At 67.6% G+C, this 14,451-nt stretch carries 10 protein-coding genes and 1 tRNA gene; 3 read left to right on the top strand and 8 right to left on the bottom strand.

Annotated elements, in window-relative coordinates; translation table 11 throughout:
* Positions 1-192 precede the first annotated feature (192 nt).
* From prfA to argS, 8 genes are all read right to left on the bottom strand, one after another.
* The gene (gene prfA / locus CTB96_RS05705; RefSeq protein WP_110125972.1) at positions 193-1,272 is read right to left on the bottom strand and encodes a peptide chain release factor 1; all 1,080 of its coding nucleotides are present in this window, start codon (positions 1,270-1,272) and stop codon (positions 193-195) included.
* Positions 1,272-3,908, bottom strand: coding sequence for a transcription termination factor Rho (gene rho, locus CTB96_RS05700; RefSeq protein WP_146215755.1), 2,637 nt, complete (start codon positions 3,906-3,908; stop codon positions 1,272-1,274). Before rho ends, prfA begins: the two co-directional genes overlap by 1 nt.
* 292 nt (positions 3,909-4,200) lie before the next feature.
* Positions 4,201-5,169, bottom strand: coding sequence for a homoserine kinase (gene thrB / locus CTB96_RS05695; RefSeq protein WP_110125970.1), 969 nt, complete (start codon positions 5,167-5,169; stop codon positions 4,201-4,203).
* A complete protein-coding gene (gene thrC / locus CTB96_RS05690; RefSeq protein WP_110125969.1) occupies positions 5,166-6,287 on the bottom strand; it encodes a threonine synthase in 1,122 nt (373 codons plus the stop codon). The genes thrB and thrC overlap by 4 nt, the downstream gene beginning before the upstream one ends.
* Positions 6,287-7,624, bottom strand: coding sequence for a homoserine dehydrogenase (locus tag CTB96_RS05685; protein ID WP_110125968.1), 1,338 nt, complete (start codon positions 7,622-7,624; stop codon positions 6,287-6,289). Before CTB96_RS05685 ends, thrC begins: the two co-directional genes overlap by 1 nt.
* On the bottom strand, positions 7,621-9,108 hold the full coding sequence (lysA, locus tag CTB96_RS05680; RefSeq protein ID WP_110125967.1) for a diaminopimelate decarboxylase: 1,488 nt from the start codon (positions 9,106-9,108) through the stop codon (positions 7,621-7,623). Before lysA ends, CTB96_RS05685 begins: the two co-directional genes overlap by 4 nt.
* Positions 9,109-9,251: 143 nt before the next feature.
* Positions 9,252-10,046, bottom strand: coding sequence for an LmeA family phospholipid-binding protein (locus CTB96_RS05675; RefSeq protein WP_110125966.1), 795 nt, complete (start codon positions 10,044-10,046; stop codon positions 9,252-9,254).
* 2 nt (positions 10,047-10,048) lie between these two features.
* On the bottom strand, positions 10,049-11,725 hold the full coding sequence (gene argS, locus CTB96_RS05670; protein WP_110125965.1) for an arginine--tRNA ligase: 1,677 nt from the start codon (positions 11,723-11,725) through the stop codon (positions 10,049-10,051).
* Positions 11,726-11,768: 43 nt separating this feature from the next.
* On the opposite strand from argS, the gene CTB96_RS05665 reads away from it, so the two are divergent.
* The 3 genes from CTB96_RS05665 (at position 11,769) to CTB96_RS05655 (ending at position 14,170) form a co-directional block, all read left to right on the top strand.
* Entirely contained in the window at positions 11,769-12,416 is a 648-nt protein-coding gene (locus CTB96_RS05665) for an iron ABC transporter ATP-binding protein (protein WP_110125964.1), read from the top strand.
* A 123-nt stretch (positions 12,417-12,539) separates the two neighbouring features.
* Positions 12,540-14,015, top strand: a complete 1,476-nt coding sequence (locus tag CTB96_RS05660) for an HNH endonuclease signature motif containing protein (protein ID WP_110125963.1) — start codon at positions 12,540-12,542, stop codon at positions 14,013-14,015.
* Positions 14,016-14,098: 83 nt separating this feature from the next.
* Positions 14,099-14,170 (top strand) — tRNA-Arg (locus tag CTB96_RS05655).
* Positions 14,171-14,451: the final 281 nt, after the last annotated feature.

Raw genomic sequence — 14,451 nt, 5'->3', positions numbered from 1 at the left:
AACGACCGGGGCGCGTCCCACCGCAGCCATCCGCTGGTCGAGCCTGTCGAGACCCCGTGGGCCGAACTCGGGAACTCTGCCACGACATCCGCAGGACTGGTCACCAGGTTTCGACAAGCTCAACCAGCGATCGTCTGGGAAATGGGAAAGGGCGCCCCGGCCGAAGCCGGGGCGCCCTGTCAGAACCAGGAGCTAGTCGTGGTCACCGATCTCGGCGAGGCGGGTGGCCTCGTCGGCGGTGATGCACGAGTCGATGACGGCATCCAGGGCACCGTTCATCACGGTGTCCAGGTTGTACGCCTTGTAGCCGGTGCGGTGGTCCGCGATCCGGTTCTCCGGGAAATTGTACGTGCGGATGCGCTCTGACCGGTCCATGGTGCGGATCTGGCCCTTGCGCACCAGCGAGGCGGCCTCATCGATCTCTTCCTGCTGCCGGGCGAGAACGCGGGCGCGGAGGACCCGCATACCCGCTTCCTTGTTCTGCAGCTGGCTCTTCTCGTTCTGCATCGCCACCACGATCCCGGTGGGAAGGTGGGTGATGCGCACGGCGGAGTCGGTGGTGTTCACCGACTGGCCGCCGGGGCCGCTGGAGCGGTACACGTCGATCTTGAGGTCGTTCGGGTGCAGCTCGACCTCTTCGGGCTCATCGACTTCGGGGAAGACGAGAACGCCCGCCGCCGAGGTGTGGATGCGTCCCTGCGACTCGGTGGCCGGCACCCGCTGAACGCGGTGCACACCACCCTCGTACTTGAGGTGAGCCCAGACGCCCTCGGCGGGGTCAGCCGAGTTGCCCTTGATGGCCAACTGGATGTCCTTGATGCCGCCGAGGTCGCTCGTGGTCTGCTCGATGATCTCGGTCTTCCAGCGCTTGGACTCCGCGTAGTGCAGGTACATGCGCAGGAGGTCGGCGGCGAACAGTGCGGATTCCGCACCGCCCTCCCCCATCTTGATCTCCATGATCACGTCGCGGGCGTCCAGCGGGTCGCGCGGGATCAGCAGGCGGCGTAGCTTTTCGGCTGCAGCCTCCAGCTGGTCTACGAGCCCCGGAATCTCTTCCGCGAACGACTCATCCTCGTCGGCGAGTTCACGAGCGGCTTCGAGATTGTCGCCAATCTCTTTCCACTCGTTCCACGCGGCGATGATGCGGCTGAGCTCGGCGTACCGACGGTTGACCTTCTTGGAACGGGCGGGGTTGGCGTGCAACTCCGGGTCCGCCAACTGGGACTGCAGCTCGTCGTGCTCAGCCTGCAGAGTCAGGACAGACTCGAACATCAGTGATCCTTGTCTGACCCGTTCGGGGTCGGCATCGACTTCTGAACCTGCATCAGAAACTCGACGTTGGACGAGGTCTCCTTCAGCCGGCCCAGGATGACCTCGAGCGCCTGCTGCTGCTCGAGTCCGGCGAGGGCGCGGCGCAGCTTCCAGGTGATCTTGACCTCATCGGCGCTCATCAGCATTTCTTCGCGGCGGGTGCCGGATGCGTTGACGTCGACGGCCGGGAAGATGCGCTTGTCGGCCAGGTGGCGCGACAGGCGAAGCTCCATGTTGCCGGTGCCCTTGAACTCCTCGAAGATGACCTCGTCCATCTTGGACCCGGTCTCCACCAGAGCGGAGGCGAGGATGGTGAGCGAGCCACCGTTCTCGATGTTGCGGGCGGCGCCGAAGAAGCGCTTGGGCGGGTACAGCGCGGATGCGTCGACACCGCCGGAGAGGATACGACCCGACGGCGGGGCCGTCAGGTTGTAGGCGCGGCCGAGGCGGGTGATCGAGTCGAGCAGCACGACGACGTCGTGGCCCAGCTCCACCAGGCGCTTGGCACGCTCGATGGCGAGCTCGGCGACCGTGGTGTGGTCCTCGGCGGGGCGGTCGAAGGTGGAGGCGATGACCTCACCCTTCACCGTGCGCTGCATGTCGGTGACCTCTTCGGGGCGCTCGTCGACCAGGACGACCATGAGGTGGACCTCGGGGTTGTTCGTGGCGATGGCGTTGGCGATCTGCTGCATGACGATGGTCTTGCCGGCCTTGGGCGGCGCGACGATCAGGCCGCGCTGGCCCTTGCCGATCGGGGCGACGAGGTCGATGATGCGCTGGGTCAGCTTGCCCGGCTCGGTCTCGAGGCGCAGGCGCTCCTGCGGGTAGAGCGGGGTGAGCTTCTGGAACTCGACGCGGGTGGCGGCTTCCTCAACGGTCAGGCCGTTGATGGAGTCGACCTTGACGATCGCGTTGTACTTCTGGCGGCCGCTCTGGTCGCCCTCGTGCGGCTGACGGATCGAGCCGACAACGGCGTCACCCTTGCGCAGGTTGTACTTCTTGACCTGGCCGAGCGAGACGTAGACGTCGCTGGCACCGGGCAGGTAGCCGGAGGTGCGCACGAACGCGTAGTTGTCGAGCACGTCGAGGATGCCGGCGACCGGGATGAGCACGTCATCGTCGGTCAGCTCGGGCTCGAAGTCATCATTGGTGGTGGCGCCGCGACGCTTGCGGTCACGGAAACGGCTGCGGTTGTTGCGGCCGTTCAATTCGTCCTCGGGGCCGGAGTTGCGGTCCAGGCCCTGGTTGCGGTCCTGGCCCTGACGCTCCTGCTGGGCGCGGTCGCTCTGCTGGCGGTCGTTCTGGCGGTCCTGCTGGCCCTGGCCGCGGTTATTCTGCTGGCGCTGGTTGGGCTGGCGGTCGTCACCACGGTCATCCGCGGCCTGCGGCGCGCGGTCACCCTGGTTGCGGTCGTTCTGGTTGCGGTCACCCTGCTGACGGTCGCCCTGGTTGCGGTCGCCGCCGCGGCTGCGGTTGCGGCTGCGGCCCTGACGGGGCTGGTCGGAGGACTGTTCGGTCTGCTCGGTCTGCTCGTCGGTCTGCTCGGCATCCGTGGTGGTGTCGGTGGTCTCGACTGTGTCGGCCTGCTCGACCGTTTCAGTCTGCTCGGCCTGCTCGGCGCGGGCGCCGCGCTGGTTGCGCTGGCGGCCGCCGCGTTCGTTGCGCTCGGCACGGACGACGCCCTCTGGACGCTGGATGCGGGACTCGGTGCTCTCGGCGTCGACGGTCTCGACCTCGGCCGGGGCGGCCGAGGTGTCGTCGGCGGGAGCCTCGTAGCCGTCTTCGGCGTTCTGGGCTTCGATCAGCGCACGGGCGTCGAAGGCGTTGCGCGCGGTGGAGGCGTTGTTGTTGCGGTTGCCACCACGGTTGTTGTTGTTGCGACCGTCGCCGCGCGACTCGTTGCGGTTCTCGTTGTTGCGAGCCTCGCCACGGTTGTTGCCGCGACGGTTGCGGCCGGTGCCGGCCTGCTCGGTGGTCTCAACGGCGGCCGGCTCGGCGACGGGCGCGGATGCTTCGACGACTGGGGCGGCTGCCTCGGCGGTCTTCGCGGCGGCGACGGCCTCGCTGATGGCGGCCTCGGTGATGGTGGCGGTGCTGGCGCGCTTGCGTGCCTGGCGAACAGGCTTCTCCACGACGGGAGCGTCAGCGACGATGCCGTCGGTGGCGCCGGCACCGGCGTAGGTGGTGGGCGCGGTGGTCTTGCGCGCAGCGGTCTCGGGGATGATCAGGCCGAGGCCCAGGTCGCCGTCGGCGTTGACGTGGGCGACGGCGGGAGCCGCGGCAGCGGTGGTGACCCGGCGGGAGACGCGCTTCTTCGGCGCGGTCTCGGCGGGAGCATCCGCGACGGGAGCGGTCTGGGCCGGAGCAGTCTCGACGGCTGCGACCTCGACGGGGGCGTCGAGCACGATGGCGTCGGCGGCGGGAGGTTCGGTGGTGGAGGACTGGTTCGCGGTGATTGCGTCCACGAGCTCCCCCTTACGAAGCTTGGATGCGCCCTGGATACCCAGTTCGCCCGCCAGAGCCTGAAGCTCGGCGACACGAAGGGTGGAGAGGCGAGAGATGTCCACGCCGTTGGCGTGGATGTTGACGTCGGTCACGAAGTTTTGTCCTTTCCCCTGGCTCTTACGAATTGGCCAGAGAAGATTGCAGCGCCGGTGGGCTGCGGGTGATCCAGTCCCACGCAGTGGCGGATTGGAGTGAACACACACAGCCACGCACAAAGACGCGATAGCAGTGAGTTACAGGGAATACACCAGAGAACAGATCCGCGAGTGGCGGTTTCTATCGGGTGCCCAACCACTCTAGCAGGTTCAGGGAGCGCTACTTCATCGCCACACAGAGAAGAGCCCCGTCCCGCAAGGGGATGGGGCTCTTCAGCTGATTCGGTTCTCAGGCCGCGGTGTCAGTGGCGTCGGTGCGGATGACCGTAGCGCCCTTGAAGTCGACGGCCAGCATGAGCGACTGCCAGGGCGTCTCGCTCCGCTCGGCCACGAGCTCGGCAGCCACCAGGCGCTGGCCGGGGTCGCTGGCCAGAACGAGGATCGACGGCCCGGCGCCGGAAACAACGGCGGGGTGGCCGTTCTCGCGCAGCATGGTGATCAGGCGGCTGGTCTCGGGCATGGCCGCGGCACGGTAGCTCTGGTGCAGTTTGTCTTCGGTGGCCGCGAGCAGCAGCTCCGGGCTCTGGATCAGCGCGGCGATGAGCAGTGCGGAGCGGGACAGGTTGAAGACGGCGTCTTCGTGCGGCACCGATTCCGGCTGCAGGCTGCGGGCCAGCGCCGTCGACATGGCGTGCTGCGGCACGAGCACCAGCGGTGACACCCCGCGGTGCACCATCAGCTTCTTGTGCCGGGGGCCTTCGGGAGTCATCCAGGCGATGGTGAGTCCGCCGAACAGGGCGGGCGCCACGTTGTCCGGGTGCCCTTCCATCTCGGTGGCGAGCACGAGCAGCGCGTCGGAGTCGATGTCGACGATGCCCTCGAGGAGGCCCTTGGCGGCCATGATGCCCGAGACGATGGCGGCGCCGGATGACCCCATGCCGCGGCCGTGCGGGATCACGTTCTCGGCGATCAGCTTGAGCCCGGGCAGGGGGATGCCGTAGGCGGCGAAGGTGTGCGCGATCGCGCGCACCACCAGGTTCGATTCATCGGTGGGCACTTCGCCGGCGCCGACGCCGTGCACCTCGACGAATACGCCGGGCTCCTCCGTCACTTCCACCTGCAGGTGGTCGTAGTGCGCGAGTGCGAGGCCCAGGGTGTCGAACCCGGGGCCGAGGTTCGCGGTGGTGGCCGGAACCTTGACGACGACCGAACGGCCGGCCAGCAGGTCGCGCTCTTCGACGGGGAGCACGTTGGTCATTTCTGGCCCAGGCCGAGCAGCTCGGCGATGGCCGCGGTGTCGACGGGAACGATGGTGGGCTTGACGTCGCTGCCGTCGGCGGTGCGGAGGGCCCACTGCGGGTCCTTCAGGCCGTGGCCGGTGACGGTGAGCACCACGGTGGCGCCGGCGGGGATCTTGCCGGCGTCGGCGCGCTCGAGCAGGCCCGCAACGCTGATCGCGGACGCGGGCTCAACGAAGATGCCCACTTCGGCGGAGAGGATGCGGTAGGCCTCGAGGATCTTCTCGTCGCTGATGGCACCGAAGTAGCCGTCGCTCACCTCGCGGGCGTTCAGCGCGAGGTCCCATGAGGCCGGGTTGCCGATGCGGATGGCGCTGGCGATGGTCTCGGGGTGCTCAACCCGGTGGCCGAGCACGATCGGGGCGCTGCCGGCGGCCTGGAAGCCGAACATCCGGGGCAGTTTGGTGGTGGCGCCACGGGCGAGCTCTTCGCTGTAACCGCGGAAGTAAGCGGTGTAGTTGCCGGCGTTGCCGACGGGCACGATGTGGATGTCGGGGGCGTCTTCGAGCACCTCGACGACCTCGAAGGCAGCGGTCTTCTGGCCCTCGATGCGGTCGGGGTTGACGGAGTTGACCAGGTGCACCGGGTAGTTCTTGGCGAGGTCACGGGCGATGTCGAGGCAGTCGTCGAAGTTGCCCTGCACCTGCAGCAGCTGCGCGTTGTGCGCGATGGCCTGGCTGAGCTTGCCCATGGCGATCTTGCCCTCTGGCACCAGCACGACGGCCTTGATGCCGGCGTGGGTGGCGTAGGCGGCGGCGGACGCCGAAGTGTTGCCGGTGGAGGCGCAGATGACGGCCTTGGCACCGTCTTCGACGGCCTTGGAGATCGCCATCGTCATGCCGCGGTCCTTGAACGACCCGGTGGGGTTCATTCCCTCGTACTTGACCCAGACCTTGGCGCCGGTGCGCGCGGAGAGCGCGGCGGCGGGGATCAGCGGGGTGCCGCCCTCACCCAGGGTGATGATCGGGGTGGCGTCGGTGACGTTCAGCCGGTCGGCGTATTCGCGCAGCACACCGCGCCACTGACGGGACTGGGTCTTGACCAACTGCTGCTGACCGGTCTCTCGTTCGCTGGACATCAGACTCCTTCAACTCTTAATACGGATGCGACATTGGTGACGACACTGTTGGCGGCAAGGTCGATCACGGTCGCGGCAAGCGCAGCCTCCGTGGCCTCGTGCGTTCCAATGACTAGGGTAGCTGTGCCCGACACGGCGGCGTGACTGTTCGTCACGGGTTGCGCGGGGGTCATCGACTGTTCGACGAGCGCCAGGGAGACCTGGTTCTTGCTGAACACGCCGGCGATGGTGGCCAGCACGCCGGGTTCGTCGGTGACCTCGAGGGTGACGGCGTACCGGGTAGTGACCTTGCCGATGTCGAGCACCGGAAGGTCGGCATGGCTGGAGGCGGCGAAGCCCGGGCCGCCGACCACGTGGCGACGGGCGATCGAGACCAGGTCGCCGAGAACGGCGGATGCGGTCTGCACTCCCCCGGCACCCGCGCCGTAGAACATCAGCGGGCCGGCGGCTTCGGCTTCGACGAAGACGGCGTTGTTCGCGCCGTGCACAGAGGCGAGCGGGTGGCTGACCGGCACCATGGCCGGGTAGACGCGGGCCGAGACGCCTTCGAGGCCGGTCTCGGGGTCGACCAGGCGTTCGCAGATCGCGAGCAGCTTCACCACGTAGCCGGCCTTGCGGGCGGACTCGATCTGCTGCTGGGTGACCGCGGTGATGCCCTCGCGGTAGACCTTCTCCAGCGGAACCGTGGTGTGGAAGGCGAGGCTGGCGAGCAAGGCCGCCTTCTGCGCGGCGTCGTAGCCGCCGATGTCGGCAGTGGGGTCGGCTTCGGCATAGCCGAGGTCGGTGGCGGTGGCGAGGGCCTCTTCGAGGGTGTCGCCGGCCACATCCATGCGGTCGAGGATGAAGTTGGTGGTGCCGTTAACGATGCCGAGGATGCGGTTGACCTTGTCACCGGCGAGGCTGTCGCGCAGCGGGCGAACGATCGGGATAGCTCCGGCGACGGCCGCCTCGTAGTTGAGCTGGGCGCCCACCTGGTCGGCGGCCTCGAAGAGTTCGGCGCCGTGCTGGGCGAGCAGTGCCTTGTTGGCGGTCACGACGTCGGCGCCGGAGTTGATCGCCGAGAGGATGTAACTGCGGGCCGGTTCGATGCCGCCCATGAGCTCGATCACGATGTCGGCGCCGAGGATGAGCGAGTCAGCGTCGGTGGTGAGCAGCTCCCGGGGCAGGTCGGCCGAACGCGGCGCGTCGAGGTCGCGCACCAGGATGCCGACGAGTTCAAGGCCCGCGCCCACCCGGCTGGCGAGTTCGTCGCCGTGCTCGAGCAGCAGGCGGGCCACCTGGGCGCCGACCGAACCGCCGCCGAGTAGGGCGACGCGCAAATTGCGGTATTCGATCATCGGGTGGTTTCCTTCACATCATCGTTGGTCGAGGTTGTCGAGACCCCGCTGGTCGAGCTTGTCGAGACCTCGCTGGTCGAACCCACCCCGCTGGTCGAGCTTGTCGAGACCCCCGTATCCCTGGCGAGCAGATCCTCAATCGTCTCCCCCCGAACGATCACCCTCGCCTCCCCATCGGCCACGGCCACAACCGCCGGCCGCCCCAGATAGTTGTAGTTACTCGCCAGCGACCAGCAGTACGCCCCGGTGGCCGGAACCATCACGAGGTCCCCCGGCGCCACATCCCCGGGCAGGTAGTCGGCATCCACCACGATGTCGCCGCTCTCGCAGTGCTTGCCGGCGAGGCGCACCAGCGCGGGCGGCGCATCCGTCACCCGGTCGGCCAGGCGCACCGAGAACTCGGCACCGTAGAGCGCGGGGCGGGCGTTGTCACTCATGCCGCCGTCGACGCTCACGTAGAGGCGGGTGTTGTCGCCGACGCGCACGGGCTTGATGGTGCCCACCTCATACAGCGTGACGCCGGCGGGTCCGATGATGACCCGGCCGGGTTCGATGGCGATCACGGGCAGCGGGATGCCGCGGCGCGCGCACTCGGCGGCCACGATGTCGGCCAGGCCCGCGGCCAGGTCAGCCACCGGGCTGGGGTCGTCGACGCTGGTGTAGGCGATGCCGAAGCCGCCGCCGAGGTTGAGCTCGGGCACGGGTCCGCCGGTCAACAGCTCGGCGTGCAGGCTGAGCAGCCGGGAGGCGGACTCGGCGAAACCGTCGACACCGAAGATCTGTGAGCCGATGTGGCAGTGCAGGCCGAGGAAGTTGAGGCTCGACTCGGCGCGGATCGCGGCGACGAGCGACGGGGCGTCCTCGAAGACCACGCCGAATTTCTGGTCCTCGTGCGAGGTGGCCAGGAACTCGTGGGTGTGGGCGTGCACGCCGCTGTTCACCCGTAGCCGTACGTTCTGCACGGTGTTGTGCCGGCGCGCAGCCTCTGCGACGCGCACGATCTCGATCGGGCTGTCGAGGATGATCGTGCCCACGCCCACCCGGGTGGCCTCGTCGATCTCGGTGCGGGACTTGTTGTTGCCGTGGAAGCCGATGCGCGCGGGTGCGACCCCCGCGGCCAGGGCCACGGCGAGTTCGCCGCCGCTGCAGACGTCGATGTTGAGGCCGGCGTCGACCATCCAGCGGGCGATCTCGGTAGAGAGGAAGGCCTTGGCGGCGTAGTACACCTTGACGGTGGTGCCGATGCGGGCGAACTCGGTGTCGAACGCGGCGCGCAGTTCGGCGGCGCGTGTGCGGGCATCCGTCTCGTCGACGACGTAGAGCGGGGTGCCGAATCGAGCCGCCAGGTCGGGGGCGCTGATGCCGCCGATGGTGATGGCGCCGGCGTCGGAGCGGTGCGCCGAGGCAGGCCAGAGGCCGGAAGCGAGCGTGTTGGCGTCAGCTGGGGAGCTGAGCCACTCGGGGGCGAGTGGATTATGGGCCACGGGTGAAAACCTCACAGGAGTCAAGTGGGTGTCTCACGAAGTGGCGAGCGAACCCGGATTGGTCCCTGAAGCCAGCGAAGAGACGCGCCGAAGGGCGCGGGAATCTACCGGAATTCTAGCGACTGCGAGTTGCGCACGCCGAATCAAGCGGTGGAACAGGTACCCAGGGTGGTGAGTGACTGTTCGGTGAGCGTCAATGTGCTCGACTCCAGCGTAATGCGTGCGCGCTCCGGTGTGGTTTGCACATCGCGCAGTGTGACGCCCTGGGGCAGGTAGCCGGCCACGCACACGCTGATGGGCTCGTCGCCGAGCACCAGGTCGATCAGGCCGCTCACATCGAGGCTGCCGGCGCCGGAGGTGACCTGCGCGTCGATGGGTGTGAGCACCAGGTCTTGGGCGGTGACGCTCGGGGTGGCGGTGGCCTGGTAGCCGATGGTGAGGCCGAACCCGCTGAGCTCGCCGGCATAGGTCACCTCGTTGGTGCCGAGGGTGACTTCGGCGTCGCGCGCGGCCGGGGCGGCATTCACTTCGGCCAGTGCGGTCTGCAGCAACGCGTTGAGTGCGGGCTGGTCGAGCTCGATGGCACCGGTGACGTGGCCGATGGGCTTGCTGGTGTCAGTGGGCACGCCGGTGGCGACGATCGATACGGATGCCGGCACCCCGTCGACCGTGAGGGCGGGCGCGGTCAGCGCCACCCGGTCGAAGCTGCCGGTGAGGAACTGGAAGATCACTGAGGTGCCGCCGATGGCCACGTCGACGTCACCCGTGACGTTCTCCGGCAGGCCGGCGTCGATCTCGCTGGCGATGCGGTTCTGCGCGTAGCCGCGGAGGACAACGTCGGCCACAACGAAGGCACCGACGAGCACCACGACAGCCACCAGCGTCAGGAGAAGGCGGCGGCTCAAGCGACTCAGGCCGGACCTGCCGGTCTCACTCATGGCTACATACGCTCGGGCGCCGAGACGCCGAGCAGGCCGAGACCGTTACGGATGACCTGGCCGGTGGCGTCGTTCAGCCACAGCCGGGTGCGGTGCAGGTCGGTGACGGGCTCTTCACCCAGCGGGATGACGCGGCAGTTGTCGTACCAGCGGTGGTAGTAGCCGGCGACCTCTTCGATGTAGCGGGCGATGCGGTGCGGTTCCCGCAATTCGGCGGCCTGGGCCACCACCCGCGGGTACTCCTGCAGCACACCGAGCAGGGCGGATTCGCTGTCGTGGGTGAGTAGCTCCGGCGCGAACGCGCTGCGGTCGACACCAGAGTCGGCGGCGTTGCGGCCGACCGAGGCGGTGCGCGCGTGGGCGTACTGCACGTAGAACACCGGGTTCTCGTTAGTGCGCTTGCCGAGCAGGTCGAGGTCGATGTCGAGCTGCGAGTCGCTGGAGGAACGCACCAGCGAGTACCGGCCGGCGTCGACGCCCACCGCGTCGACCAGGTCGTCGAGGGTGACGATCGTGCCGGCGCGCTTGCTCATCCGCACGGGCTCGCCACCCTTGAGCAGGTTGACCATCTGGCCGATCAAGATCTGCAGGTTCACGCCGGGTTCGTCGCCGAACGCCTGCACCATGGCCATCATGCGGCCGATGTAGCCGTGGTGGTCGGCGCCGAGCATGATCAGGTTCTGGTCGAAGCCACGCTCGCGCTTGTCGAGGTAGTAGCCCAGGTCGCCGGAGATGTACGCGGGTTCACCGTTCGAGCGGATGATCACCCGGTCGCGGTCGTCGCCGAAGGTGGTGGTGCGCAGCCAGATGGCGCCATCCGCTTCGAAGATGTGGCCGAGCTCGCGCAGGCGCTCGATGGCGCGGTTGACGGCGCCGGATTCGTGCAGGGAGTCTTCGTGGAAGAAGACGTCGAAGTCCACGCCGAAGCCGTGCAGCTTCTCCTTGATCTCGGTGAACATGAGATCGACACCGATCGAGCGGAAGATCTCCTGCTGCTCGTCGCGGGGCAGGGCGGCGATGTCGCCGGAGTAGATCTCGACGACCTTGTCGGCGATGTCACCGATGTACGCTCCGCCGTAGCCGTCGTCGGGGGTGGGCTCACCGAGGTAGGCGGCCAGCACACTGCGGGCGAACCGATCGATCTGCGAGCCGTGGTCATTGAAGTAGTACTCGCGCGTCACATCCGCGCCTTCGGCTTTGAGCACGCGGGCGAGGCTGTCGCCCACGGCCGCCCAGCGCACGCCACCCATATGGATGGGACCGGTGGGGTTAGCCGAGACGAATTCGAGGTTGATCTTGATGCCGTCGTACATGTGGCCGGTGCCGTAGACCTCGCCGGCGTTGACGATGGTCTGCGCCAGGGCGCCGGCGGCGGATGCCTCGAGTCGGATGTTGATGAAACCGGGTCCGGCGATCTCCACTGAGGCGATCTCGGGCATGGCTTCGAGGCCGGTGGCGAGCTCTGCCGCGACGGCGCGCGGGTTGGTACCGAGCGGCTTGGCGATCTTCATCGCAACGCTGGATGCCCAGTCTCCGTGGTCGCGGTTACGCGGCCGTTCAAGCGACACGTCGGCGAGGGTGAGATTGAGGTCGGCGATCTCTGCGCCTTCGCCACGTCGGCGCTCGACCAGGGAGTTGACGAGGTCGAGCAGGGACTGGGAAAGTTCGGCAGGGGTCACGGCGAACAATCCTACCCGTCGCCCCAGTTGGTAAGGTCAACGCGTGACCCTCTCCAGCTCGTCTTCGTTCACCACTCCCCGCCGACTGCGCTCTGCACTCGCTCTCACCGGCGCGGCGCTCGCACTGTTTGCCTTGGCGGGATGCGCACCGGAGGGCGGCACGGAGCCGACCGCTTCGCCCACCGCGAGCAGCGGGGCGACCGCGGAGCCCACTGCCACGGCAACGGCCACCGCCGAGCCCACCGCGACGGCAACACCGGCACCTGCCCCAGAGGGAACCGCAGTGGACAAGTCCTGCGATCAGGTGCTCACGGCAGACGATGTCTACGCGCTCAACCCGAACTTCAGCGTCGACCCGGGCTATGCCGCCACGAGCGACACCGCGGTCACAGCGACCACCTACAGCGGAATCTCCTGCGGCTGGATCAACCAGTCCAGCGGAGAGGTCATCGAGGTATCACTCGCCATGCCTAACGACTCGCTCGCCAACAACCTCAAGGATGCTGCCCTCGCAAATGGCGACATCGTGCCCACCTACGGCACCGCCCCCGAGGTCGAGGGTTACTTCAGCCCCGGAACCGGCACCGCCCAGGTGTTCGCCAATGGTTACTGGGTAGCCGTCAGCTCCCCCGACATGATCGAGCCCGGCGACGCCGAGCGCGTCATGAGCACGGTGCTCGCCAACCTCTAAGGGGTTCGGCGCACGGCCCGATTTTCGGGTGTGCCGCTCCTCCACAGTCCGCATGCTTGCGGGCTTGTCCACCGCTGATTTACTGGGATCGGCAGTGTCAGTGGTGGGTGGTTCTATAGAGCCATGGCCACCTCAAACGCCACGCCCGAAGACGCCCCAGACGAGCCCGTCTCGGCTCGACCCGAGGGCGTCGATGCCACCTCCGCAGCGATCGCCGCGATCATCGATCCGCTGACCGAGAACGCCCGGCAGATGTCCGCGATCCATGCCGAACGGGCCCGGCTGCTGGCCGAACTGCACCGGCTCGGCCAGCAACCCCGGATCATCGCCGGGCTGCGTGGTGACCCCGTCGAGACCGGCGCCGACGACCCGGACACCCAGGCACACGGCCCGGCGTGGGGCGACGTGGAACTGGCCGAGCGCACCCTCGCGACCGAAGTCGCCGGGGCGCTCCGGTTGCACTCCACGACGGCGCGGATGATGATCTTCAACGCCGCCCACCTGGTTGAGAAACTGCCCGGCTTTCAGAAGGCGTTGGCGCAGGGCCGGATCAGCTGGGCACACGTGCTGCGAATGCAGGACGTCGTCACCGGCGCCCCCGCCGAGGTACTGCCCGCCCTGGAAGCGGCTGTGCTGCCGAAGGCGGAGAAGCTGACGGCGACCCAGTTCGGCAGGGTTGCCGCCCGGGAACTGGAGCGGTTGCATCCCGTGTCGTTGCAGGAGCGCGCCGACGTCGGCGCATCCTTGCGGCGGGTGGTGCTGCAGCCCGATGTGGACGGGATGGCCTGGCTGAACGCGTACCTCAAAGCCGATGAAGCCCAGGCCGGGTATGACCGTTTGACCCGAATCGCGAAAAGCCTCAACGACGCCGACACGACCGATCAGCCCGCGGACGGGGCAGAGGGCGGAGGCGAGGTGGTGCTGCGCACGATGGATCAACGCCGCGCAGACGCCTTCCGGGACTTGCTGCTGGACGGTGAGTGCGCCGGCGGCATGGGCCGGGGCATCCGCGGCACCGTGCACGTCACCGTTCCCGTCCTCACCTTGATGGGGAAGAGTTTCGAGCCCGGCATGTTGGAAGGGTACGGGCCGATCGACCCGGAAACGGCCCGCCGGCTGGCGGGCACCGCACCCAGTTGGGACCGGATCCTCACCCACCCCGAGACCGGGTGCATGCTCTCCGTCGGCCGGGACTCCTACAGCCCGCCGACGGATATGAAGCGGTACACCGAGATTCGGGATCAAACCTGTCAGGGCATCGGCTGCAACCGCAAAGCCACCCACAGTGAAATCGACCACACCGTGCCGTGGAACAAGGGCGGGCCGACCGCCGTCGGAAACCTCGTACATCTCTGCAAGGCGTGCCACCGGTTGAAACACCAATCCAGCTTCAGCACCCGGCAAACCCCGACCGGTGCGCTCACCTGGACCAGCCCCGGCGGCAAGACCTACACTCGCGAACCCGCCAACCCCATCGGCGGCACATCCGTGCGAACCGAGGTCTCGCCTCCACAACAGCCAACTACGGTAGAAAAGCGCCCGGCTGAAGTCCCGAACCCCACTCCGCCGCCCGAGATCGATAGCGCTCCCCCGTTCTAGCCCTCAGATGTTCCGGACGGTTAGGCGAGTGGGTCGCTGGCGCATTAGCGTCTGCTCAGGGATGCTAACCTAGAGGTTCCTGGGCCCCCATAGCTCAGGGGATAGAGCACTGCCCTCCGGAGGCAGGGGCGGCAGTTCGAATCTGCCTGGGGGCACATTTGTCACGTGCCACGCCAGTTCGGACTTCTGCCAGCTATTCCGGACAGGCCGGAGGCCAGCTTCCAGCCGGCGGCAGTTTGGACGCTGGTTCGAACTCTGCGCACGCTGCCGGTTTGGCAGACGTCACTCGCAGCACTCTCGACCTGTCACATAACTAACGTTGGGTACCGAGATGGGAGTGTGAAGTCTCAAGACATTTTGGACATTTATGTCTCAGGACATCGTGGACAGTGTGTCTCAGGACATCGTGGATAGTCCAGGGGTTTTGCTCATGTGA

Origin of the sequence: Cryobacterium arcticum (genome assembly GCF_003185895.1) — a bacterium.
Lineage (GTDB): Bacteria > Actinomycetota > Actinomycetes > Actinomycetales > Microbacteriaceae > Cryobacterium > Cryobacterium arcticum.
This window is presented reverse-complemented; position numbering and strand designations above follow the sequence as displayed.

What these genes read in the sequence shown, in the direction of transcription:
- prfA (WP_110125972.1), bottom strand. Translation starts at nt 1,272, where the DNA reads ATGTTCGAGTCTGTCCTGACTCTGCAGGCTGAGCACGACGAGCTGCAG.
- thrB (WP_110125970.1), bottom strand. Translation starts at nt 5,169, where the DNA reads ATGACCAACGTGCTCCCCGTCGAAGAGCGCGACCTGCTGGCCGGCCGT.
- thrC (WP_110125969.1), bottom strand. Translation starts at nt 6,287, where the DNA reads ATGTCCAGCGAACGAGAGACCGGTCAGCAGCAGTTGGTCAAGACCCAG.
- CTB96_RS05685 (WP_110125968.1), bottom strand. Translation starts at nt 7,624, where the DNA reads ATGATCGAATACCGCAATTTGCGCGTCGCCCTACTCGGCGGCGGTTCG.
- CTB96_RS05675 (WP_110125966.1), bottom strand. Translation starts at nt 10,046, where the DNA reads ATGAGTGAGACCGGCAGGTCCGGCCTGAGTCGCTTGAGCCGCCGCCTT.
- CTB96_RS05660 (WP_110125963.1), top strand. Translation starts at nt 12,540, where the DNA reads ATGGCCACCTCAAACGCCACGCCCGAAGACGCCCCAGACGAGCCCGTC.